The organism is Pirellulales bacterium, from assembly GCA_035533075.1.
GTDB lineage: Bacteria > Planctomycetota > Planctomycetia > Pirellulales > JAICIG01 > DASSFG01.
The window spans coordinates 1-23,749 of sequence record DATLUO010000240.1 but is presented as its reverse complement, the minus strand read 5'-3'; the positions used below and the strand labels follow the sequence as shown (position 1 = coordinate 23,749).

The 23,749-nt window shown below is 64.3% G+C and carries 11 protein-coding genes; 1 reads left to right on the top strand and 10 read right to left on the bottom strand.

All coding sequences use genetic code 11. The annotated features are described in order from the left end of the window. The 5 genes from VNH11_29945 to VNH11_29925 form a co-directional block, all read right to left on the bottom strand. On the bottom strand, positions 1–6,536 hold a 6,536-nt coding region (locus tag VNH11_29945), incomplete at its 3' end, for a serine/threonine-protein kinase (protein HVA50606.1). Positions 6,537–6,792: 256 nt separating this feature from the next. Then, positions 6,793–7,347 (bottom strand): sigma-70 family RNA polymerase sigma factor, encoded by a 555-nt coding sequence (locus tag VNH11_29940; GenBank protein ID HVA50605.1) that lies wholly within the window; start codon positions 7,345–7,347, stop codon positions 6,793–6,795. Positions 7,348–7,564: 217 nt separating this feature from the next. Beyond that, positions 7,565–7,897 (bottom strand): hypothetical protein, encoded by a 333-nt coding sequence (locus tag VNH11_29935; protein HVA50604.1) that lies wholly within the window; start codon positions 7,895–7,897, stop codon positions 7,565–7,567. A gap of 364 nt (positions 7,898–8,261) precedes the next feature. Beyond that, positions 8,262–8,858, bottom strand: coding sequence for a sigma-70 family RNA polymerase sigma factor (locus VNH11_29930; GenBank protein ID HVA50603.1), 597 nt, complete (start codon positions 8,856–8,858; stop codon positions 8,262–8,264). 12 nt (positions 8,859–8,870) lie between these two features. Further along, complete coding sequence (locus VNH11_29925; GenBank protein HVA50602.1) at positions 8,871–9,728, bottom strand: Uma2 family endonuclease; 858 nt, start codon at positions 9,726–9,728, stop codon at positions 8,871–8,873. 323 nt (positions 9,729–10,051) lie between these two features. Here VNH11_29925 and VNH11_29920 point away from each other — a divergent pair, with 323 nt between their 5' ends. Continuing rightward, positions 10,052–10,342, top strand: coding sequence for a DUF4214 domain-containing protein (locus tag VNH11_29920; GenBank protein ID HVA50601.1), 291 nt, complete (start codon positions 10,052–10,054; stop codon positions 10,340–10,342). A 97-nt stretch (positions 10,343–10,439) separates the two neighbouring features. Here VNH11_29920 and VNH11_29915 read toward each other — a convergent pair whose 3' ends face one another. The 5 genes from VNH11_29915 to VNH11_29895 form a co-directional block, all read right to left on the bottom strand. Further along, positions 10,440–12,116 (bottom strand): serine/threonine-protein kinase, encoded by a 1,677-nt coding sequence (locus VNH11_29915; protein ID HVA50600.1) that lies wholly within the window; start codon positions 12,114–12,116, stop codon positions 10,440–10,442. 189 nt (positions 12,117–12,305) lie between these two features. After that, positions 12,306–18,149 (bottom strand): AAA family ATPase, encoded by a 5,844-nt coding sequence (locus VNH11_29910; GenBank protein ID HVA50599.1) that lies wholly within the window; start codon positions 18,147–18,149, stop codon positions 12,306–12,308. Positions 18,150–18,177: 28 nt separating this feature from the next. Then, entirely contained in the window at positions 18,178–20,676 is a 2,499-nt protein-coding gene (locus VNH11_29905; GenBank protein HVA50598.1) for a protein kinase, read from the bottom strand. Positions 20,677–20,960: 284 nt separating this feature from the next. Further along, the gene (gene ptsP / locus VNH11_29900) at positions 20,961–22,853 is read right to left on the bottom strand and encodes a phosphoenolpyruvate--protein phosphotransferase (GenBank protein HVA50597.1); all 1,893 of its coding nucleotides are present in this window, start codon (positions 22,851–22,853) and stop codon (positions 20,961–20,963) included. A gap of 110 nt (positions 22,854–22,963) precedes the next feature. Further along, positions 22,964–23,224: a BON domain-containing protein gene (locus tag VNH11_29895; GenBank protein HVA50596.1), complete on the bottom strand. Its 261-nt coding sequence runs from the start codon at positions 23,222–23,224 to the stop codon at positions 22,964–22,966. Between the last annotated feature and the right edge of the window lie 525 nt (positions 23,225–23,749).

Here is a 23,749-nt window from a genome sequence, read left to right as displayed (position 1 = left end):
TTCGCGGGGCGATGTCCGTGAGGCGTGCGGTCCAGGCGCGGGGCCTCGGCCAAGCGTTCGCCGGTTGTGGCGTCGAAGACATACACCGCCGCGCGGTCGAGCACCTGCAGCGTGCGGCCGTCGGCCGACCAGCGCAAGGCGACGATTTCGGGATCATAAATGGTCTGATCGCACGGCAGTTCACGCAACGGCGGCAAAGTAGCAGGCACACTCCGTGTGCCGTCCGCTTTTGGCTCCGGCGGCGTGGCGGATTTCGGATTTTCGATTTGCGGTTTTGGATCGAGCGACGCGTCAGCGCGTACTCCCTCTCCCTCCGGGAGAGGGCTGGGGTTAAGGGGCTCTCCATCTTCTTCACCTGACGCCTGACGCCGGGTACCCTCTGGGCGGCCTGACGCCTTCAACTCGCCAACATTATACAGCCGCACGAAACCGTTATCGTGCGCGCCATACCCGGCCGCCAGCGTCTTGCCGTCGGGCGAGAAGGCAAGCGGTCGAATTGGGCCTTTAGTTGCCGGCAGCTCGGCGAGTCGTTTTCCGCTTGCGGAATCGTAAATCGCCGATTTTCCATCGTCCGTGCCCGCCGCCAGCAGTTCACCGTCGGGCGACCACGCCAGAGCGTGAATGTACTGGCCCAAAGGCTCCATCTGCACCAACCGTTTCGCGGTCGCGAGGTCCCATATCTCGACGCGCCGCTTGCCGAGATCTTCGGCCTTGATGTCGTTGTTGCTGCAAGCCAGAAGGTTGCCATTGGGCGAAAGCGATGCCACGTCGTGGCCGCCGTAGCTACCAACCCCGATCGGCAGGTGCCTCTTTTCCCAATGCTGCGCCCGGCGGGAGAAAAGCATGGCGCCGCCGCCGACCGTGTTGAGGATCGCGTCGCCGCGTTGCAGCCACTGAGCTCCGAACCAATTCTCCGTTGGCAGCATGGTGAGTCCGCGGGCCCTGGCGTTGGACCAAACGGCCATATCGTCGCCTGTCACGGCCAACTCGCGTCCGTCGGGTGACCATGCGGCGCTCTGGGCCCAGAGTGATGCCTCAATTTCTCGCCTGAGCGTTCGCGAACGAACATCGAACAGCCCAATGCGCGCATCGCCCATCGCCAGCGTTTGGCCGTCGGCCGAAAGCGAGAAGCCCCAGATGTAGCCGTATGGCACGACATCCATAACGGGCTTCGCCGCGATAACATCCCACAGTCGCCAGCCGAGCGCGCCATTTCCGCCATTGATCGCGATCGTCTCGCCGTCGGGCAGCCAGGCCAGTCGCACGTCCCACACGGGGTGTTTATCGGCCAGCGTCCTCAATAACTTGCCGCTGACGGCATCCCACACGCGAATCTCGCCTCTGCCCACGTGGGCGGCCAGCGTCTTGCCATCGGGCGACCAGCCGAAAGTAACGTAAGGAGCAGTATCGAACTTGCTTTCCAGCTTGAACGCAGGTTCGAGCGTGGCAACGTCCCAAATACGGATTTCGCGATTGCCGTCTGCGCAGGAGACAAACCTCCGGCCGTCGGGCGACCAGGCGAAGTAATCCGGCTCCAGCAGTCCCGAGTGCCCAATCGGCTGCGGCAGAAATTCGCCGCTGGCGACGTCGAGCAAGCGCAACGGGGCATACTGGGTGCAGACAGCCAGAAGCGCGCCGTCAGGCGACCAATGAAGTGCTGAATAAAAACGTCCGAGACCAGTCTGGACGCTACGCCGTTGGGCGCCCGTCGCGGCGTCCCAGATGCGCACGTTGCGGGCGATGCAATCGAACGAGGCGACGAGCTTGCCATCGGGCGAAAAAGCGACGGCGGCCAGCGGCCCATCGTGGCCGGCAAGCACCCGTTCGGCCTTGCCGCTGTTGGCGTCGATCAGCCGCACTGCGCCATCTTGGCCGGCATGCGCGAGCCATTTCGCGTCAGGCGAGAGACTGATTGGCTGCCACTGATTCGGAACATGCTGGGGCGACCGCTGCGCGATCGTCCAGCTTTCGACGCCCGGCAGGGCGGCGGGGCGCTGGACGAGTGCGAGCGAGCCCAAGGTAGACCCGGCACTCCGTGACGGGAGCGCTAGCCGGTCGCCTTCGGCGACCGCTTCTCCGCCACGGAGTGTCGGAGCTACGTTTCGCGCGGCCCAGGCCGGATCGTTCTTCCAGCCAAACCGTTCGGCGAACTGTTCGCGCGAAAGCGTCTCTTGGCCGTCGGCGGTCTCGACGACGTAGACCAACAGTTCATCAGCCCGCGGCGACGCGCGGTAGTGCCCGCTCGGCGAGATCGAAACCACTTGCCCGCGATTGAAGGTGAGCAGCATGGCGGTGACTTGTGGCGACCCCGAAGGGGCCGAATTCGATAGCCCAGGGTGCAGCGCAGCGGAACCCTGGGTAGATTTCGCATTGGAATTCTCAGCCCCAACGGGGCGAGATTCCCCGGCGTCGATAGCGCCGTCGGCGCCAACGAGGCGCTGCGAACCATCGGAATCACGCCCTTTCAGGGCTACAATGTTTTGCGCTTTCACGTTACCCAGGGTTTCACCCTGGGCTGTGGAATGACGCACCTTCGGTGCTAAATCGGCGACCACTACCGCCCGGCCGGGGCCGAGATAAGCCAGCGTGGCGCCGTCGGGCGACCAGGCCGGCGCGCCGGTTTCGCCCGCCAACGCGGCGCCGGGCAAACGCGCGATCACTTCGCCGGTTTCGGCATTCCAAACGCGTCCGCGGCCGGCGATGCGGCGGCTATCGGGCGACCAGGCCAGCCGAGGCCAGTCTTTCGCAGAGCCGAGGGGCGGTTCGTCGAGATCGTGCAACACGTTGCCGCTGGCCGCGTCGTGGATCGTGGCCTCGCCGCCGCCCGAAAGCACGAAACGCGAACCGTCTGGCGACCAGACCAGCGACGCACTCCCACCGTCGAACCGCCGCACGCACTCGTTGGCCTCAATGTCCCAAATCTCCGTCGCCTCGCCGTGCCTCACGGCGAGCCGTTTCGCGTCGGGCGACCACGTTTCCGGTTTATCGATCATGGCGTCGAGCGTCTTGAGCAGCCGCGACCCGGCGCTCTCGAATACGCGCAAACGTCCACCGTGTATGCCCACGAAAAACTTCGCGTCAGCCGATAGGGCGGTGCAGTAGACGAAGGGGTCCGCCCCCGCCTCGGGTCGGACCTCGCAGTTTGACTCGGCTTGACCTGTTTTGGCCGATTGGATCTCGATGCGCCCGCCTAGCGCGTGTGCCATTGTCAGGTGAGATGAATCCGCCGACCAGCGCAAGCCTTCGAAGGTGTATGGATTGAATCCGGGATATCCATAGACGCCGGCCGGCCCCGCGGCGCGCGGCCAGGCGGACGGTATGTCGATGTACTGCGCAGCGCCGTCTTCGCCCCGCACCGCGAGCGACTCGCCGTCGGGCGACCAAGCCGCGAGAAAATGCGGGTACCCCAGCCAAAACGTCGTCATGCGCCGTCGGTCGCGCAGCGTTTCGCCGGAACGAATATCGAACACGGCAGGGCCCCCAAGCTGTTGGCCACAGCGCGCGAATCGTTTTCCGTCGCGCGACAGGGCATATCGCGGCTCGTATTCCCAACTTGAGAGCGGCGGCGCGTCCTCGTTCTTCCATTCACCGGGGTGTCCGGGCGAATGGGCGAAGTGCGCCACGGCATCGCCCGTCTCAGCGTCGTAAACGTAGGCGGCACGTTCCGACGCGTATCCTTGATAGGTATCTCTGCATCCCAAGACGACGAGTCGCGCATCGCCAGAGAGGGCAAGCCAGCCGATCCGCTCGCCTTCATGCTGGGTCGCAAAGGTGCGCAGCAGCTTCGGTGGATCCGCTTGCCAAAGCTGCATCACCAACTTCTTCTCAACCTCCCAAGGACGTGCGAACAATGGCTTCCCCTCCGCCGTCCAAGCAAGCGCAGCCTCCCAGGACTCCGGCGCTCGAATTGCATGAACTACGAGCTCTGCTGCGGTGACCAGGAACGACGGTGACTTTTCGCCGCTTTCAATCAAGCGCTTGCTGTCGGGCGACCAGGCGATTTGCTCGACATTCCAGTCGTCGCGGCGGCGAACGGCGGTACGTACACCCGTGGCGACGTCGTAGAGGCAAAGCTGTTCCGCGGGAGCGCGCGTCAACCAGCGCAACAAATCCGTTTGTGGCTGGTCGACCGGCCGTTGGCCGACCGCGAAGGTCTTGCCGTCGGGCGACCAGGCGAGCGAGGCGGCTTCGCCGTCGATGAGCGAGATATTGCAAACGCTCTTGCCGGTGGCCGCTTGCCAGGCGTTGATCTTGCTGCCGGCGGCGACGGCGATCGACGCGCCGTCGGGCGACCAAGCGATGCCGCCCGAAGGAGAATCGGCGCCGACGAAAATGCGGGCCAACTCGCCCGTCTCGCTGTGCCATAAGCGCACCGCGCCGTCTTCGCCGTAGGTGGCCAACAGCGTGCCGTCGGGGTTGAACTCCATCTTGTGGATCTCTCCGCGATGGTCGAGCGTTTCCAGCGTCCAACTCGTCAGGCCCGGCAAAGGCGCCGGCTCGGTGACGAGCGACATTTGGCTCAGGGCTGGGAGGGGCGGCGGCAATTTTGGATTTTCGATTTTGGATTTTGGATTCGGCCCATTGTCCGTAGTCCGTGGTCCGTGGTCCGTTGCAACTGACGGCGGATTGCGGACAACGGCCTTTTCGCGCGGCTCGGCGGTTGCAATTCCCGAGTCCGTAGCCACGGAACGCTCGGGGAGCTTCGCTTGGCCGATGACTTCGCCGCTCTGCTTCACCTCGACGCCGCCGGCTGAAAGCGTGACCGCGACGGTGATGGTGTCGCCGCGCTTGAGAACCAGCTTGTCGGTCTCGAACTGAAAGTCGCCGCGCTCGATGACGAGCGTCTTTTCGCCGGGCCACACTTTGACGTCCGCGCCGTTGTCGGCCTGCTTCAACGTGATGTTTGTTCCCTTGATCGCCACCTCGATCTGCGGATCGTTGATCTCGACGCGAATCGTGCCGTTGTTGGTTTGCACGAAGAAGACGATTCCGGCCAGCGCGGCCGCCGCCGCGGCGGAAGCGATGAGAACCAAGCCGCGGCGGCGCGGAGGCTTCGTAGGGTGGGCATTGCCCACCAACTCGTCAGCCGGCGCGAGTTCGATCGTGGAGGCCGATGCTTCTTGCAACCCGCCCTCACCCCGGCTCTCTCCCGGAGGGAGAGGGAGTACGATGGATGCCAACCGGTCCGCCACTTCACGGGCGGTTTGCGGGCGCCCAGCGGGATCCTTCGACAACAGCGCGACGATCAAGTTGCTCAGCTCGTGCGGCAACGCGGGATTCAACTCGCGGGGTGCGGGCGGCGTGACTGTGGTCACGGCCACCATCGTCGAAAGAGCGTCGCGGCCGATGAAGGGCCGCCGCCCGGTCGCCGCGTGGTAGAGCACGCAGCCGAGACTGAAGAGGTCGGACCGGGCGTCGGCGTCGTCGCCGGATGCCTGTTCGGGCGACATGTAGGCCGGCGTGCCCAGCATCGCGCCGGCCTGCGTGAGCTGCTCGCCGCCGTCGCTGGCGCGGGCCAGGCCGAAATCCAGGATCTTTGCCCGGCCGGTCTCTTCTTCCAGCCAGATGTTCGAGGGCTTGATATCGCGATGAATCAAGCCGCGGCGGTGCGCGGCCGACAGGCCCAGCGCGATCTCGCGGCCGATGCGAATTACCTCGTCCACTGGCAAAGCCTTCCCGGAGGATGGCCTTCCTAGGCCGTCACGAGATTTTGGATTTTCGATTTTGGATTTTGGATTGAGCTCTTCCGCCCCTTGTCCTTCTGCCTTTTGCCTTTTGCCTTCTGCCTTTTCCAGCCTCTCCGCCAGCGTCTCGCCGCGCAACAGCGGCATGGCGATGAACGGCACGCCGCGGTCTTCACCGACTTGATAGACCGGCACAATGTGGTCGTGCTCGACCGCCGCCGCCGTTTGCGCCTCGCGCAAGAACCGCTTGCGGGCAGAAGCGCTGACCGCCCCTCCCGGCTTCATGGCCTTCAAGGCCACATGCCGCTTAAGCTGCGGATCTTCCGCCTCGAACACCACGCCCATCCCGCCCGTGCCCAACACCCGCAACACGCGATACGTGCCAAGCCGGCCCAGCTCGTCGGGCGATTGCGGGGGAGCCAGGAAATCGTAGACTTCGCGATCGTCGGCCGACTCGGCTTCAGTGGGCGGGGTATCGACGGAGCTTCCGCTGGCCGAAGGCGAGGTGTCGAATTCGTGGGGCGACCTTCCCAGGTCGTCTCGTGCTTCGTGTTCCTGCGTTCGCAGTCCGCCATCGCCTGAATTTTCCACAGACGACCTAGGAAGGTCGCCCCACGGACGGGCGGCGAAGGCCGCTTCGAGCCGCCGGATGTCGTCCTCGAACGCCGCGCGGCGCTCGGCCGTGCGGGGCGCCTCGCGCAGGGCCTCGACCAGCGTATCGGCCGGATCGCGCTCGATCAGCGTCTGCAAGCAGCTTGCGCAGTCTGCCAAATGTTCTTCCAGCGGGGCAGCCTCCTCGCCGCTCAGCAGGCCCAGGGCCAATTGTTCCAGCAGGTGAAAGTCGGGGCACATGGGAGGGTTCAGGGTTCAGGGTTCAGGGTTCAGGGTTCAGGGTTCGGGGTTCGGGGTTCGGGGTTCGGGGTTCAGGGTTCAGGGTTCAGGGTTCAGGGTTCAGGGTTCAGGGTTCAGGGTTCAGGGTTCAGGGTTCGGGGTTCAGGACTTGGGGCTTCGGGCGTTCAAAAGGAGTATGCGCGAGGGGCGGTTTTCTTACACGGATTTTTTTCGCCCCGTTTCTCTTTCCCAACCCCCAACCCCCAACCCCCAACCCCTACTCCAGCATCCCGTCGAGCTCTTTCCGCAACCGCCGGAGCACGCGGCACTTGGCGACGTAGACCGCATCGGCCGACATGCCGAGCTCGGCGGCCACCTGCTTGACGTCGCGGCCCCGCACGACCAGCTCCCGGCAGGCCTGCCAGGTGCGCGGCTGAAAGTCGTCTTTGATGGCCTCGAATGCCCGCAGAACGAGCTGAAAGCGATATTCCTTTTCCCAAGCGGCCTCGGCGTCGGGCGCGGCGAGCCGATCGAGATGGCCATCCAGCGACTGGGTGGCCGGCCGGCGGAGGCGCTCGCGCCACTTGTTCATGGCGATAGTTTTGAGCCAAGCGCGAAAACTTTGGGCCGGATCGTAGTCGAATGTGGGGAGCTTCTGCACGAGGATGGCGAGCACGTCCTGGGCGAGATCGGCGGCGTCTTCGCGCCGCATGCCGACGCGGCGCGCCCAGGCCAACAGCAGGGGCGTGACCAGCGCTACCAATTGCCGCCAGGCGTCTTCATCGCCGGGCGTGCGGAGCCGCTCGAGCAAGGTGATTGGCGTGGTATCCATGGAAATGTCCCCGACCGGGAGTCAAACCGCGCGCCCAAGATTTTGCCACACGGGCGAGCGGAGTGCAAGCGGGGGGGTGATTTTGAACTTGGGATTCGCGGTCATGCCGGCTTGCCCGGCGGTTTATGACGCCCGTCTCTTGAGGCGGACCGCGTTCTTTCCGCTCGCACCACCGGCATCGCGCCGGCGGACGGATGATAGACAGACCGGCGCCGACTCAGGCTGGGTGGTAGACACGCAGCAAGGCTACCAAGATCGCCTCTTCCTCAAGCGCGACGTATGCGGCTTGGCGAAGTTCGTCCACGTATTGCGAAAGCGCCTGTTCGTTGGCAGCGAGTGAAAACGGCGCGTCCGTATACACGACGTTCACGCGGTCTTCCATGAGAAGACCGCGCTGCGACAAGTAGCTGCCGGCCAGTCCTTGAAGAATCGAGCATCCGCCGAATGTGTAGGTAAACTCGCGGCTGAGCGCGTCGAGCAGTTCGCGATACGCCCGCCCCGGCAGGTCAGGCAGATAAACCTCGATCCTTGCCTTTTCGGATAGCGGCAATAAAGCGTTCCTTTCGCTTGGAAAACGTTTGCATTCGCTTCAACGACTCTTCGGCGGAGAGCTGAATGCGTTTTGGACGCTCGAATTTCAAGGGCTTCGCGGCCCTGGTCTTCTTCGCCATAATGCACCTCGCAAAGTATTCTACCACAATTTTGACCGGTCGCACCCTGGGCGATCGAATGCGACCCCGTTGGGGTCGGCGGGCTGCGCCCGCCCACTGACCACTAACCACCAACCACCAACCACCAACCACCAACCCCCAACCACTAACCACTAACCACTAACCACTAACCACTAACCACTAACCACTAACCACTAACCACTAACCACTAACCACTAACCACTAACCACTAACCACTAACCACTACCGCTCCTCCTCCCGCAGCCGCTCGACGCGATGCCGCAGGCGCTCGAGCACGCGGCGGACGGTGCGCTCGCTGCGGCCGACCGATTCGCAGATCTCGCGCTCGGTGTGGCCTTGCAAGCGCAGACCCACCATCTCCTGCTCGCGCTCGTCGAAGCCGGCCAGCAGCGATTCGACCGTCTCGGCCAGCATCAACGCCTCGACGGGCGTCGGATTGCGGGCGATCGGCTGCCAACCATCGCCGGAGTCGTCGGGCGAGCCGGCCAGCGAAACTTCACGGCCGGCGTCGCGCCGCTGTGCCCTGGCATGTTCCAGCTTGTGCCCGCATTTGCGCAGCGTGATGCGGACCAGCAGGCCCCAGACCTCGCCCCATTCGTCGAGCGAAAACTGCCCGTCGGCCAGTCGGGCGAAAAAGCTGCGATAGGCCGATTGCACGACATCTTCGGGATCGACTCGGCCCCGCACCAGGCGATCGAGCCGCGAGCCGGCCAACATCACCAGCCGCCGCGAGAAGCGGTTGAACAGCTCGGCCGCGGCCTGTTGGTCGCCCGATCGGGCACGAGTTACGAGTTCTTGCGCGTCAGCGTCGTGCGGCATGGCGGGATTCCGTTACTGGGCGTCGCAGGGAGGCAGCAGGGAGCGGAGCCTGGCGATCTCCGCTTCCAGCTCGGCGGACCGTCGCCGTTCGATCTGGACTTCGTTTTGGGCTTCCGCCGCCGCTTTTTGCGCTGCCGCCTGCTTGCGTAGGGCCGTGGCTTCTTTGCGTTCGACGTCGGCCGCGCGGCGCTCCGCTTCCGCCGTCTGGCGTCTCGCTTCCGCCGCGGCGCGCTTGGCTTCCCTCGCCTCGCGCCGTGCCAGTTTGAGTTGTTCCTGATACTCCTCGCCGGTCGGCAAACGCTTGCCGCTCGCCGGGTCGACGACGCGCAGCAGGTGAGCGTCGGCCACCAGGTCCAGCCCAAGCTCGCCACTCGACAGGCGATCGGCTTGCTCCATCGCCATCGGGACGTACACGCCGTCCACGAGCCGAAAGCCCTGTAATCGCGGCCGTAGGTATTCGCCGATCGGGTCGAAGAGAAAATACTCCTTGACGCCGATGCGCGCATAAACCGCCGGCTTTTCGAATTGATCTTCGTCTTTGGTGGAACGCGACGTGACTTCGATGATCGCGGCCGGCGCGACGCCTTCCTCCCAGGTGCGAAAGGAGCGGCGAAGATGCTTGCCCCGCACCCCTTTGCTCACCATCACGTCCGGCCCGCGGACCGCCGATGGGTTACCCTGCTCGTAATAGAGCAACATGTCGGCGGCCACGTGATAGCCTTCCCGCCCGCGGAACCAGGGGCGCAAGACCTCGTACAGGTGGGTGATGGCCAGGATGTGATATTCGGTCTCGCCCATCGGTTTGCCGTCGGAATCGGGATAAAGCGGATCGGCGGTCGTGCCCGGCGGCGGGCGCATGGAAATCGACATGGCAAGCATCCCTGGCAAATCGGGGTTTCCCGCATTGTAACAGAGTCGCGGCGCGAATTCGTGTTTGCCACCTTCAGCCGACCGTCGCTGGCTCGACATCCGCGGCTTGTCCAGAAGTGTCGACCGCGAACGAGACAGCGATGGTTATCCCGACGGCAACCACACAGGAACTGGCCGCCGTCGACCGTGTTTTTTCAACCTGGTGAGGCGACGCACCTCATGCAGGCCCCGAAACAGGCGGGCTACCTTCCATTAGCCGATTGGCTTCGTTGTCGCTCGGTTCACGGCCCAGCTCCGTGGAATGTTTGTGCCGCCCAGGCCGGTTGTGTCAAGATTTGCTCGGCTGGCCGGCGGATGCGGACGGGCAAAGCTGGTGGACCAACGCCCTGGCCCAAGGCGCCAGCCGGGCCAGCGTCGCCTTTGGCTTCACCGACAGCCTGGAACGCGCCGAACAGCTAATCGCCGAAGATTATCAGCACTATCTCGGCCGTCCCGCCGATCCGAACGGCCTGGCCTACTTTGCCGCGCAGTTCAACCATGGCTGGACCAACGAAGAAATCATCACGGGTTTCCTTGACGGCGATGAATACTACAACCAGCACACGAACGCTTAGGGCTCGGGGGAACTTTTCCGCGGCGAAGAGTTCATGTCCCCACGTGTGGGTGGGTGGGAACGGCGCCCACCCCTCCACTCGCGCGCCGCGCGGCGGATCACGTTCCTCGGCCGGCCTCGGGCGACGGCGATGCCTGCGGCGCATCGCCGCGGGCTTTCGCCGCGGGCTTTTCGCCGCTCAGGCCCTGTTGCGCTCGCTCCACCAGCGGTTCGAGCTCGCGGTTGTCGCCATAGAGCGTCACGATGCTGCTCCAGATCTTGCGGGCCTCCATGCGTTTGCCCTCTTGTTCCAGCTTGTCGGCGTCGTCGAGCCGCGCCTGGATGAGGGTCAACCGCGTGTCGGCCGGCTCCGATTGATTCATCAACTCGCGTGCCCGCTTTTCGGCCAGCTTCACGAAGGGCCGGTCCCGACCTTCGGCCGGAACCAGCTTGACAATGCTCTGGTACTTGTCCAAGGCCGTCAGCCGGTCTCCGAATTGCTCGTAATCCAACGCCGCGGCATAGAGCCGCTCACCCTCGCCGTCGGGCTGGAAATGCCGCTTTTCGTGCATCCTCAACCGCTTCTCGGCCTGCGCCATCTCGATGCGGTCGATGTATTCCTTGGCCCGCGATTCATACGCTCCCTTCGGGTAGCGGGCCAAAAGTGCATCGAGATACTTGTCGCGCGCCTCTTTCCATTTCAGCTCGTCGCCGCTTTCCATCAGGGCCGTGGCCCGCTCGAACAACTGCCGTTCGTTGAGCGGCCAGAGCGACCAGGCGGCGACCGCCACCACCAACAGCAGGCAGGCCGCCAGGAACCAGACCCGCTCGTAGACCGGCACCTTCTTTTTCTTGCGTTTTTTCTTCTTGCCGAGCAGCTCGCGGGCTTCCTTCGCCTCACCCTTTTCCTGGCCCACGCGCAACGCACTGGGACCGCCGGTCGCGGCCTGCGCCACGCCCGCTCCGCTGACCGACTTTTCCTTGGCCTCGCGCAGCGCCCGCGCCACGGCGGTGGCGTCGTGCGGCCGCTTGAGCGGGTCTTTTTCCAGGAGCTGATTGACCAGGGCGTCGAGCCAGATCGGGCAGTCGAGCGCGATCGTCGCCACGTGCGGCGGCGCGTCTTCCATGTGCTGATAGATCAACTGGGCCATCGAGTCGGCCAAGAACGGCAGCCGCCCGGTGAGCATCTCGAACATCACGCAGCCCAGCGTATAGAGATCGGTGCGGTGGGAGATGGGCGGGTCGCCCTTGATCTGTTCCGGGGCGATGTAGGCCATCGTGCCCACGGTGTGCTTGGCGGCGGTGAGCTTTTTGCCGTATTGCACGCGGGCGATGCCGAAGTCGGCGATCTTCACTTGCCCGTCTTTGGTCAACAGCAAGTTGGCGCTCTTCAGGTCGCGGTGGACGATGCCCCATTCATGGGCATACGCCAGCCCGTCGCAGACCTGCAAGGCATAGTCGATGGCGGCATCCCAGGGAATTCGCCCGCGGCGGCGGATGAGGCCGGCGATGGAGCCTCCGCCCACCAGCTCCATGACCAGGTAGATGTCGCTTCCCTGGCGGCCGCCGCCGAAGCAGCGGACGATGTTGGGGTGCTTGAGTGCCTTGAGGATCTCCAATTCACGGGCAAAGCGGGCCACAATCCGCTTGTTGCCCGCCGCTTTGGCCGACAGCACTTTGACGGCGAACGGACGCCGGCTTTCGACGTGCGTGGCACGATAGACGACCCCCATTCCTCCCGCACCGAGCCGTTCTTTCAACAGAAACGGCCCGAGGCGTTGTTCTTCGACGCTCATGGATTCCCTCGGCGTGCCGCGAAGGCCACGCAAACGGCGCGCAGCTTAAGATTGGCCCGGCTGGCTGCGGCTGCTTTTCATGCTAGCAGGGAAAGGGAATGTCGGCAATTTAGGGCCCGGTGGCATTCGCAATTCTGACGCCCATTTTTCTGGAGTTCGTCGCGGGGGTTCGTACATCAACACCCGCACTCATGGCGTCTTGTCGCCCGTCGTGTCCGTCTTTTCCGCATCGCGTTTCGATTTGGGCTTGCCGCTCATCAGGGCCTGGGCCTCGCGGAGCAGGATTTGGGCGATCAAGAGGTCGAAGTCGCCTTTGCTGCTGGCGTCGCTTTGCAGGCGGTCCGTGAGCTCGACAGCTTCCGCGAGCGCGCGGTGAGCTTCGGCGGACTGCCGGAGTTGATGCTGGGCCATCGCCAGGACGGCCAGGTTCAGGGCGTGTGTCATATCGCCGGGCTGGAGCTCTTCCGACCTGGCCACGTACTTCACCGCCGCCTCGGCGTCGCCGCCGCGGTAGGCCAGCAGGGCGCGAGTGCTCCAGGCCATCACCGGAAACCAGTCAGGCGCGGTGCCTTCGTCCAGCGACGCGGCGAACTTGTCCACAGGAAGCATCGCCAGTTCGACTGCCTCGGGACGTAACAGGCAGGCCTTGACCACTTTCTCGGGGACATCAAAGTCTTTTGATTCAGCAAACTGCTCGATGATGCGGCGGCAATACGCCGGATAGTCGGCGTCGTCTCCGGCCAGAACGACAACCGCCGCGGTCTGCATCCACAGCAAGGAGTTTTGCGGTTTCTGTTCGGCCAGCATCAGGCCAAATTCGGCCGCTTCACTCCAGCGCGCGGCCAGCCGGTAACTGTCGAAGGCTGCTTGAGCGATGACCTGCTGCTGTTCGATTGCTCGCAGCCAGTCGGGGTCGGGAGCGGGGCTCTCACTGAGCCGCGAGGTCGGGTCCGGCTGCTGTTCGATTGCTCGCAGCCAGTCGGCCCGCGCCAGGTCCCACCGCTGGGTCGCTTCGTAGGCCATAGCGCGTTTCGCCAGCACGTTGGCATCCGCCGTCTGATCGGTGATCAGCTTGCTGTATTCGGCGATTGCCCGCTGCCAATCCTGGTCGGCCGCGTAGAGGTCGGCGACGCCCACCGCGGCAGCCGGGTGTTGCTCGGCCAGCCTTTCCAGCGCCGGCTGGTCGCCGATGAAGTGATAGGCGGCGGCGAGTTTCGCCCAGGGATCGGTGAGCTTCATCGCCGCCAGGCGTTTCTGCTCGCGATCGAAGGCCGTCGGATCATCCGACACCGACAGCCGGAAACGGCCGAGGTTTTCGGGGAAATCATGCGCTGAGAATTGCATGTCAAAGATTAAAGTCGCATTGCGCTGGAGCGAGACGGGCTTGGACAGCGACCAGAATGCGGTACAGTCACGTCCCTCGCCGCTGAAGGCGATATTCCAGTGTCCGAACACATTGGCCGGGAAGCCCGCAATTTCGCGGTCTGCCAGGACACGATCAAACTCCAGGCTGACCGGCTCTTTCCGATCCGGTGAAGCGGCGATCACGTTCCAGTTGGTCTGAGAGAAGCCGCCCCCTGGCGTGCGGCCGGGTCCGTTTCGGGGCAGTGAGGGGTGTGTGAGCGCTTCCAAGCGCACGGCGGCAACGTTGACGGCAGCGGGAGGGGTCAGAACGACGTGATAGCGATCGAGGCTGGCGCTCGCACCGCTGGCAAGGATCGAGTTGTCAGCCAGGATGGACAACGTCGCTCCCAATTCCGATTTTGCTTCGATCGGTTTCAGGACCGTCCAGACGTTGTTCTCCGCCTCCAGCAGCAGCTCGGCGAGCTGGGCTGCAATCGCTCGGTTGTCCGGTTCGGCGGCCAATTGTTGTTCCAGCAAGGTGCGGGCCTTGGCGCGTGCGGTATCCGCCAGTGCCGCATTTCGTTGTTCGGCAAAATATCGGACCTGTGTCGCGGCCAGCGTGGATCGCACCCGTATGTCTTCGGGAAAAACCTCTTCCAGCTTTTCCAGCGACTCAAGCAGCCGACGGTTCGCCGGCAGCATTCGAACACGACTCTGGAAATTGGCGTTCGATTCGAGCAGCCGGCGCAGTTTTTCGGCGGCCCGAACGGGATCGTTCCAGACGCTCGGCGCGGCGGACCAGAAGGCGGAGCCGTGCAATCCTCCGGCCAACAACTGCTTGCCGTCGGGAGAAAATGCGAGTGACCACAATTCACCCAGGTCGATGCTGCCGGGATCCAATTGCATCAAATGGCTCCGCGTGGGGACATTCCAGAGGTGGACCGTGAGGCCCGTGCCGCACGACGCCAAGGTGCGACCGTCCGGCGAAAACGCCACGGCCAGCACCGCACTGGAATGCCCCTGGAGCGGTTCCAGAAGTTTTCTGCCGGCGACGTCCCACAACTGCACGTCCCCCTCACGACTGGCCAGGGCCAGGGTCTTGCCGTCGGGCGCAAAGGCCACATGCTCGACCATGCCCCGTCCGCCGTAGAGGGAGTCATGATCGGGATTCTCGACCGTCTCGATCGCTTCCCAGGTCTCGGTCGACCACACGATCGCCGTGCCGTCGCGGCTGCCGCTGGCCAGTCGCTTTCCGTCCCTCGAGAAGTCGAGAGATAGACATAAGCCCGTGTGTCCATCCAGGCGGCGGATCAATCGGCGATTGGCGACCTCCCAGACCTTCAGCGGACCGGGAGAACTTGCTGGATCAAACCACCACTTTGAGCCGAAGCCGGCGACGAGACATTTCCCATCGGGCGAAAACGCCAGCGCACCGACCACGCGCCAGCCTGCGTCCGCCGCGAAACCGGCGAGATCGGTCGCGCCCGGCAAGCGCGCGAGCTCGGCTCCGGCATCGATGTCCCACAGCGCGACATACGACACGTCTTCTTGTCCGCCGTATCCCACCGCCAGCAGACGGTGGTCGGTAGGCGAGAAGGCCACGCTATTGATAAACCCCTTCTCAGCGGCCGGAAGTTCCCGCACAAGTCGTCCTGTGGCAGCGTCCCAAAGACGTACGCCGCCGCTGCCGGAGCAAGCGATCAGTTGTCCATCGGGGGAAAAGCGTGCTACCGGAGAACCGTTGTTGCGTTCCAAGGGACGGATTGCCGCGCCGACATTTTCCAGGTCCCAGACCCTGGCCGTTTTGTCGGCGCTGGCCGTGAGAAGCTGCTTGCCATCGCTCGAAAAACCCAGGGTTGTAATCGCCCCTTGATGGCCCTTGAGCGTCAAGATCGCCGTGCTCTTCGACGTGAGCTGCTCAGCGTCCGCCCAAATCTTGATCGTCCCTTCGGCATCGGCCGTGGCCAGTTTCGTGCCGTCGCCAGAAAAGGCCATCGCCCTCGTGGGTGCCGCGTGAGCGGTCAGATGCTGTGCGATCGTGCGGCCTGTGGTTATGTCACAAACGTAGATCCTGCCGGTGAAGAAGTGCCCCAGCGCGATCCGTTGGCCATCCGGACTCAACGCGCAGGCCTGCAACGTTCCTCGGCCCAGACCAACATCCTTGGCCAGCGGGGTCACTTTCTGCGCGGTCGCATCCAGGTGGAAGCTGGAAAACAAGAGGCCGCCCAGACCATGGCCGACGACGGCCAACGTCAGACCATCGGCGGACAAAGCCAGGCTTCTTTCAACCGGGCTATGAGCCTCACGGTCGAATTTCTGATCGACGGAAGCGATCACCTCGCCGCTCGTGGCGCTCACCCATCGAATCTGGTCGTCAACGATGACCAAGCTGTCGCTGTCCGGTGAGAAGATGAGACTGCGGAAATGATCTGCGGCGGAATCGATCTCACAGGTCTCCTTGCCCGTGGACGTGTCAAATACGTACACCTTGTTCCCTTCGGCCAGCGCGGCCAGTCGTCCGTTGGGCGACAAGACGCGGTTCTGAGCGCTGCGTCCGCCGGGCAGGTCGCGGCGGCTCGCCTGGTCTTCGTCCTGTGAATCCACGTCCCAACGTCTCACCTGACCGTCTTGATCCAACGTCACCAGTTGACCATCCGATGTGAAAGCGCCGCCGACCAGCGCGGTCTCATGCCCCGAGAAGACAGCGGCGCTGTCGTCGACCAAATGCTGGTAGTGGTACCACTCAAAGCCGCGCAGATCCGGCTTGGCGGTGGCCGGCTGGGTCGGGAGACCCGCGCCGATCACTGATTGATCGCCGCTTGCCCTTTCATCCTTCATCCTTCCGCCTTCATCCTTCATCCTTTCAGGTACGTGTTTGGCCAGCAACGTGCGGAGTTGTGCGGCCGTGGAACGATCGTCCCTCCAGACAAACGGGGCGAGCTGCATATCGGTCGTGTAAAGCAGCTTGCGTCCTTCTTCCTCGGCGGCTTGCGCCTGACGCGCGCTTTGCTGGGCCGCAGTGGCATTTTCGTCGGCCTTCTTCTCATTCTGTCGCGCGATTTCGGCCATCTTGCCGGCCTCGTGGCGGGCCACCAAGGCGGCGAGGCAGGCGACGGCGGCGATCACCGCCACCACGGCCAGGCCGGCGACCATCTTGCGGAGCTTGCGGGCCGCGCGCTGCTGCTGTTGAAGCCGCAGTTGTTGCGCCTCGGCCAACTGCCGCGCTTGTTCCAGCTCCCGCTGCCGGGCTGCCTCGCGGGCTTCGTCCGCCGCGCGTGATTCCTGTTGGCTCTGATCCAGGAAGGCCCGCGCCGCATCGAATCCCGCGTGGTAGCGATCGGCCCAGGCGGCATTGGGCCGCGCTCGCTCGCGCCATGAAAGTGCGATCTGCAAGTCGGGGTCGCGGTAGAAGCCGGCCTTCCCCTCCTGGCGCAACAGTGCCGTGTCGGCCAGCCGGCGGTAAATCCGCGCCGACTGCGATTCCTCTTCCACCCAGCCGCGGAGCCGTTGCCAGACGCGCATCAGGCTCTCGTGGGAGAGGTCGATCACCGTCTGCGGCGTGAGAGGCACCTCGGGCATGGGCATCAGAAACGTCCGCCCGGCCTGGCGAAACGCCTCGATCACCACCGCGGCTTCCGCCGGCGGCGCGTCGAGAATCGCGCACAACTGGTCGAACCGCGTCGGGCGGCGAATGCCCCGATTGTCGGCGCCGCGCTCGGTCAGGGCCTGGAAAAGCTTGCGCGCCAGCAGACGGTGGTGATCGCCGGGCAATTCGGCATACGCCTCGTCGGCGTGCAGCGAGAGGGCTTCCTGCAGGCCGCCGATCCGCTGGTAGTGCGCCAGATCAAGCGGTTCGCCATCGGTATGGTCGGCCAGCCAACAGTCCCAAATCCGCATCAGGGCGTGTTGCAAGACCGGCAACTGGTCGGGATCGTCGCCCACGTCGTTCAACAACTGGTGCGTCAGCCGCGGCGCAATGCCGCCGCCGCCGACGCTCACTGGTTTCTCGATCGCCGCGCGTCGCTGCTCACGGCTCAGGCGGGGAATCAGGTATTCGCCGTCATTGACGGCCTCGGCCAGACCGGGAATCTGGGCGCAGTCGCCCAGATAATCGGAACGCATGGTGATGGCGACATAGACCGGCCGCTCCGCCTGCTGGCAGGCCGCCAGCAGCAGGCGCACGAAGGCCGCCGACTCTTCCTGGCCGCCGATTGCCGATTGCCGGAAACGGAACAACTCTTCGAACTGATCGACGACGACCAGGAAATTCGTCTTTTCCGACAGGTCCGACTGCTTCACCGCTTCGACCAGTCCCGTGCGGCTCCGCGTGAGCGTGGCGACCAGACGCGGCAACGACTCGACATCCTCGGCGTCGTACAAATCGGCGGCGAGCAGGGCACGGGCCAGATTGTCGATCGGGTTGCCGCCGGGACGAACCAGGATCACTTCCCAGGCCGAGCCGGCCTGCGCCAGCGTTCCGCCGTGCAGCGCGGGGAGCAGCCCGGCCCTGACCAGCGACGACTTGCCGCTGCCCGACGTGCCGACCACGGCCAGAAACCGATGTTGCCGCAGTAGCGACAGCAATTCCGCCGTCTGTTCTTCGCGACCAAAGAACAGGTAGTCTTCCTCTGCCAGAAACGGACGCAGGCCGGGGAAGGGCTTGATACGCGGTGAGGTTTGGGGAGTCATGTAAGTGTGCGCGTTACGCGATCGGGGCTCACGCCGTCGCCAGCCTCGTCTGTTTCAACCGGCTGACAAACGAGGTCAACCGACCTGGATCGAAGGTCTCGCCGGCTTGAGTGATGACTTCAGCCGACAACGTCTTGAATCGTTCCTTTCGCCGGTCGAACGGTGGGGCGATGTAGACGGCCTGTTGTTCGATGGGCCGGCCGTTACGGTAACCCAAAGCCTTCAGCAAGTCCCGCAGCTTGATATCGACCCACGACTTGCTGCCGGCGCCGTAGTAAACCAGTGCCGCGTCGCAGTCTTCCAGGTTCTGGCGGTGATTCTCCCCGACCGCCGACTCGTCGGAGCTGAAATCGGGAAGGCTGACTTCGACACGCTGCGCATAGAAGAAGTCTTCCAGCGGCTCGACCGCCGATTCGTCTTCGCGGTCGCAGACCAGGTACACCCGCCGGACGGCCCTGCCGGGGCTGAGCGGGGGCGGCGTGGCACGCGCCTGGGCTTCGCGGCGCCAGCGCTCTTCGAGGATTTCTTTCAGGTTCTCCAGCGTATCTTCAATGACGTCGGCGCCACGGTGGGCGGCCGGATCTTCGATCAACTGCCGGACGAAGGCCGCCTGGCGCTGGTCCACCGGCCGCAGGTTTCGAGGCATCCAGATCAGCCGCTCCATTCCCACGAGCGCGCTTTGTTCGGCGGCCAACTGGTTTTGCAGGGCGACCACCGAGCGGTCGGTGTCTTCGGGCACCAGGCCGTAACGCTGCCCGACCATGTGGATCGCCAGGTCGCACTGCTCGAGATACGCTCGGATCGCGGTCTGCAACTGGCCGGCATTCAGCGGCAGCGGTCGATCGGGGAAAACCGCGTGTCCCTGCTCCAGCAGTTCGCGCTGCAGCTTGTCGCGCGTGGCCGACAGGTCGCTGGTCGTCTCGGCCAGGTAGATTTTCTTGCCGCCGCCCTGAGGCCCTTCGCCCAGGGCCGCGCTCTGTTGGTACTTCAAGACTTGCGCGATTTCGTAGGCCAGGTCGTAGATCCTTTCGTAGTACCGCGCGCGGGCTTCCTCACCAAAGGCTTCGTCAAATTCGCGCAGGCGGCCGGTTTCGGGGTCGCGTTCGTAGAACTCGAAGCCCATGAGCTGGGCGAACAACTGGTCGAGCCCCGGAGGCAGGTCGCGCTCGTTGACCGGCGTTTTGACCACCTTGAACAGCCGCGGCTTGCTCTTGACCCAGAAGTTGCCCGAACGTTCCGCCCCCTGCCAGAACTCTTCGACCCCGCGCTGACAACCTTCCGATTTCGTGAAGGGAGGCGAGACCACCGAGACCATCGTCTTGGCTTCGGGGAGATGCTCGAAATACGCATCGTCCACCGTGGCCTGGCCGGGGGGCATCGGCAAGCTGGCGACCCGCACGCGATCGCCCGAAAGCTGCTCCATTCGAACCTTGAGGTTCCTCTGGAATTGCGAAACCCACCCCTCGCGTCCCTGGGCCAGCGGCTGGTCGTCGAGCTGGGCACAACTGATGAAGATGTCGCTCGCTTTGACCTCGTCCGCCGTGGGAACTGGGCCGGCCTGATTGCCGATCATCTGCGAGTGGCCCAGCGGGCGGTCGGTGACGGCCGCCCGTTCTCCAGCCGCCCGTTCTCCAATCGGTCGTTCACCGGCTGGACTTCCAGCCAGGGCACCTTCCAGCGACTGCCGCAGGTTCTCGAGATCAACGAGCAACTCGCGGGCCGACTGGTATCGTCGGGCAGCATCCTTCGCCAAGAGCTTGATTGTGATGCGCTCCAGCTCGGAGGGCACGTCGTAATTGAAACGGGCGATGGCGTCAGGTTGCCGGTGAACCACATGGTCCAAGACCTCACCCAGATTCTTTCCGGGAAACGGGCTTCGTCCCGTGAGCAGGTGGTAGACGACCGAACCGAGGCTGAACAAATCGCTGCGGTGATCGACGGCGCGGCCGACGGCTTGCTCGGGGCTCATGTAGCCGGGGGTCCCCAGCACCTGGCCATGCTGGGTGTGCTGCTGCACGTCTACCGTCATTCCCAGAGCGTCCGCGGACTCCTGCGGCATCCGCTTGGCCAGGCCGAAGTCCAGCACTTTCACCTGTCCGCGCTCATTCAGACTGATATTGGCGGGCTTGATGTCGCGATGCACGATCCCGCGGGAGTGAGCGGCATCGAGCGCGTCGGCGACTTGAATTGCGATCTGGACGACCCTGGCGATCTCCAGCGGTCCTTGCTTGATCAGCGCGTCGAGTGACTGGCCTTCCACGAACTCCATGGCGATGAACGGCAGCCCGTCGTCCGTCTCGCCGACGTCGTACACGACGCAGACGTGCGGATGATTGAGCGCGGAAGCGGCTTTGGCCTCGGCCAGGAACCTCTGCCGCCGCTGCGAATCGCCCGCCAGATCGGCCGGCAGGAATTTGATTGCCGCCTTGCGGTCGAGACGCGTGTCTTCCGCTAGAAAGACTTCCCCCATGCCGCCGGCGCCAAGCTTGGCGGTGATGCGATAATGGCCAAGCGTTTTGCCGATCATGTGTGAGCGTCCTGTCGTTCAGTCAACGATTTCCGGCTGCGTGCCATTGGGCGATTTCCTTGACCGTGTCGTATAATCCGAAACAGGAAAGTGTGCTCCAGATTAGCCGACGGTGCGGCCCGACACCAGCTTTTGAGCCAGCCTGGCACGACGAACAAGCTGTTCCTCATACGACACCCGCACTCATGGCGTCTTGTCGCCCGTCGTGTCCGCGTCTCCTCCATCGGGTTCCGGTTGGGTTTTGCCGTTCATCACGGTCTGGGCCTCGCGGCGGCTTGTAGCGTCTAACTCGCCGAATCGACGATCGACAAGTCGGGGCAGATTTCCGCGAGCTGCTTGCCGAGAAAGTTGACGATTTGCTTCGTCGTCGCCATCGTTCGCACGCGCTCGACGATGGCCGAGCTACGTTCGCGCGTGAGCTGCTTGGCCAGCTCTTTCATGATCGGAATGAACGCCGGGCTCATGCTGTAGCTGCGCAGTCCCATGCCGAACAACAGCAGGAACGCCCGCGGCGCAGCCGCCATTTCGCCGCACAGCGTGACCGGCTTGCCCAGTTCCAGGCAGGAGCGAATGGTCTGATAGAGAACTTCGATCACGGCCGGGTTCAGCGGTTGGCAAAGATGGCTCACCTTGGGGTTGTCGCGGTCGGCGGCCGTCAGATACTGCACCAGGTCGTTCGAGCCGATGGAGACGAAGTCGGCCTCTTTCGCCAACCGGCCGACGGTGATCGCCGCGGCCGGCACCTCGACCATCAAGCCGATGCGGGCGTCGCCATAATCGAGCCGCTCGCGATCGAGCTGCCGATAGGCTTTCCGCACCAGGCTTCGGACGCGGCGCAGCTCGTCGATGGTGGTGATCATGGGAAACATCAGGCCGACGCGCTTCTTGGGGCCGTGGCCGGGAGCGGCCGCACGCAGCACGGCGCGGATCTGCGTGAGAAAAAACGCCGGATGCTCGAACGACAGCCGGATCGACCGCCAGCCCATGAACGGGTTCGCCTCGTGGTCCAGGCCGAGATAGCGCATTTTCTTGTCGCCGCCGACGTCGAGCGTGCGAAAGGTGACGCGCCGCGCCGGGCTGGCCGCGATCACCGCGCGATAGGCCGCCACTTGTTCCTCCTCGTCGGGCACGTCGTGATGCGTGAGAAATAGGTACTCCGTTCGATAGAGTCCCACGCCGCCGGCGCCCATCGAGATGGCGGCCTTGACGTCGGAAAGGTTGCTGATGTTCGCCAGCAGCTCGACCGGTTCGCCTTCGGCCGAGACGGCGGGTTGGTCGCGATTGTGGGCCAAATGGTCCTTCAGATCGACGAATTCGCGGCGGAGGCGGCGATAGGCACGGGCGGTCTCCACGTCGGGATGGATCATCACGTGCCCTTCGCGGCCGTCGACCACAATCGTGTCGCCGTCGACCACTTCGTGCAGAATGCCCGGCACGCCCGACACGGCGGGAATGCCGTGGCCGCGGGCCAGAATGGCCGCATGGCTGGTGCGTCCGCCGACCTGGGTCACGATGCCCACCACCTCGCGTTGGTCGAGCGTGATCACGTGCGAGGGGATCAACTCGTTGGCCACCAGAATCACCGGCCCGCTGACTTCGCTGGGCGGTGAGGCCACGTCGGCCAGGTGCTGATTGAGCCGCAGCACGACGTCGCGCACGTCGGCCAGACGCTCGCGAAGGTATTCATCGCTGGTGCGCTCGAAGAGGGCGGTATATTCCTCCAGCAATCGCCGCAGGGCGGCCGGCGCCGTCTGCCGCGATTCGACGATCCAGGAACGCACTTTGGCCGTCAGCGCCGGATCGTGCAAGATCGACTCATGCACCTGAAAAATAGCCGCCGCCCGATGGCCGAGCTGGCTGCTGACCTTGTGGTGCAGGGTTTTCAAGTCGCGGGCCGCTTGTTCGCGCGCCTGGTCGTAGCGGGCCAGCTCGCGGAGCACGGCGTCGTCGTCGGGCAACTCCACATCGGAGCCGGGAAAAATCTCGTGCAGGCAACAGGCCTTGCCGATGGCCACGCCGGGCGAAACGGCGACGCCTTGGCGGCAAACCTGAACCCGGAGGCCGGGCTGACCGCGGCGCGGCACCCCCTCCGCGGCCTCGCCCGTGGAGTGCGAGGCCGCCGTATCCTGCCGGAGTTGCGATTTCGGCCGCGGCTTGCGGCGCGGAGACTTGCTCATCGGTGCAAAAGGCCCACGGCATTGCCAGCGAGGGCCAAGAATCGTCCCTGCGCATCACGTTTGCCGCCGCCGTATATCGTCGCCGATGGGCCGCCGAGATACAAGCGGAATCACGCCACTTCCACGCGGTCGGTGATCTCCTCCACGCCCGGCACGCTGGACAAGAGGCTCAAAGCCACCTGTTTGGTGTAGAAATTCGGCACTCGGCCGCGCACGGTGAGCATGCCCTCGTGTACGTCGCACGTCAGCCGCCGGATGGCGACAAAGGTGCTGCCGCGCAGGCGCTCCTCGGCGCGGCGAGCGACGGTCTGGTCGGGATGGTGGTTTTGGTCATAAGCGGCGGTCACAAGGCGGTTGTATCTGGGCGACATTTCCCCATCTCCATTCGGGCGAGAGAATGACACGCAAGGTCAAGCTACGAGGTTTCCCGCGTGACGTAGCGCGGTCAACAGCAGACCGCGGCAGCGGTCCGGGAACGAGTGCCGCGGAAAACACGATACCGCGGCCAGTCAATAACCATTGGCGATTCCGCCAAACGGGGGCGACGCGCGAGCTGCCATTACGCCGTCCATCAGCGACGCCCTTGGAATATAGCGATTCCGGCCGGCAAATGTCAAGCTTTTGGCCGTGCGCACGCGCAGGGTGGGGCTGGCGAGTTTGCGAGCGCGGGCCCACCAATGGCGACGGTTTTACGGTGGGCCAGCGCTCGCAAGCTCGCTGGTCCCACCCTGGCCTGCGCAAAATGGGGCGAAATCGCCGTCAAACACTGATGTCAGAATTGTTCCGGCCAAGATGAGGCTCATTGTGAGCCGGCTTCAGCCGGCTTTGGCGGTTTGCCACCAGCTTTAGCTGGTGGTTCGCGATCACCTCAACCGTCTTCCCTTGAGCCGGCTTCA

Bases quoted from the DNA above. Each gene is read 5' to 3' on its own strand.
- VNH11_29940 (HVA50605.1), bottom strand. From the start codon at position 7,347: ATGGATACCACGCCAATCACCTTGCTCGAGCGGCTCCGCACGCCCGGC.
- VNH11_29930 (HVA50603.1), bottom strand. From the start codon at position 8,858: ATGCCGCACGACGCTGACGCGCAAGAACTCGTAACTCGTGCCCGATCG.
- VNH11_29925 (HVA50602.1), bottom strand. From the start codon at position 9,728: ATGTCGATTTCCATGCGCCCGCCGCCGGGCACGACCGCCGATCCGCTT.
- VNH11_29915 (HVA50600.1), bottom strand. From the start codon at position 12,116: ATGAGCGTCGAAGAACAACGCCTCGGGCCGTTTCTGTTGAAAGAACGG.
- VNH11_29910 (HVA50599.1), bottom strand. From the start codon at position 18,149: ATGACTCCCCAAACCTCACCGCGTATCAAGCCCTTCCCCGGCCTGCGT.
- VNH11_29905 (HVA50598.1), bottom strand. From the start codon at position 20,676: ATGATCGGCAAAACGCTTGGCCATTATCGCATCACCGCCAAGCTTGGC.
- ptsP (HVA50597.1), bottom strand. From the start codon at position 22,853: ATGAGCAAGTCTCCGCGCCGCAAGCCGCGGCCGAAATCGCAACTCCGG.
- VNH11_29895 (HVA50596.1), bottom strand. From the start codon at position 23,224: ATGTCGCCCAGATACAACCGCCTTGTGACCGCCGCTTATGACCAAAAC.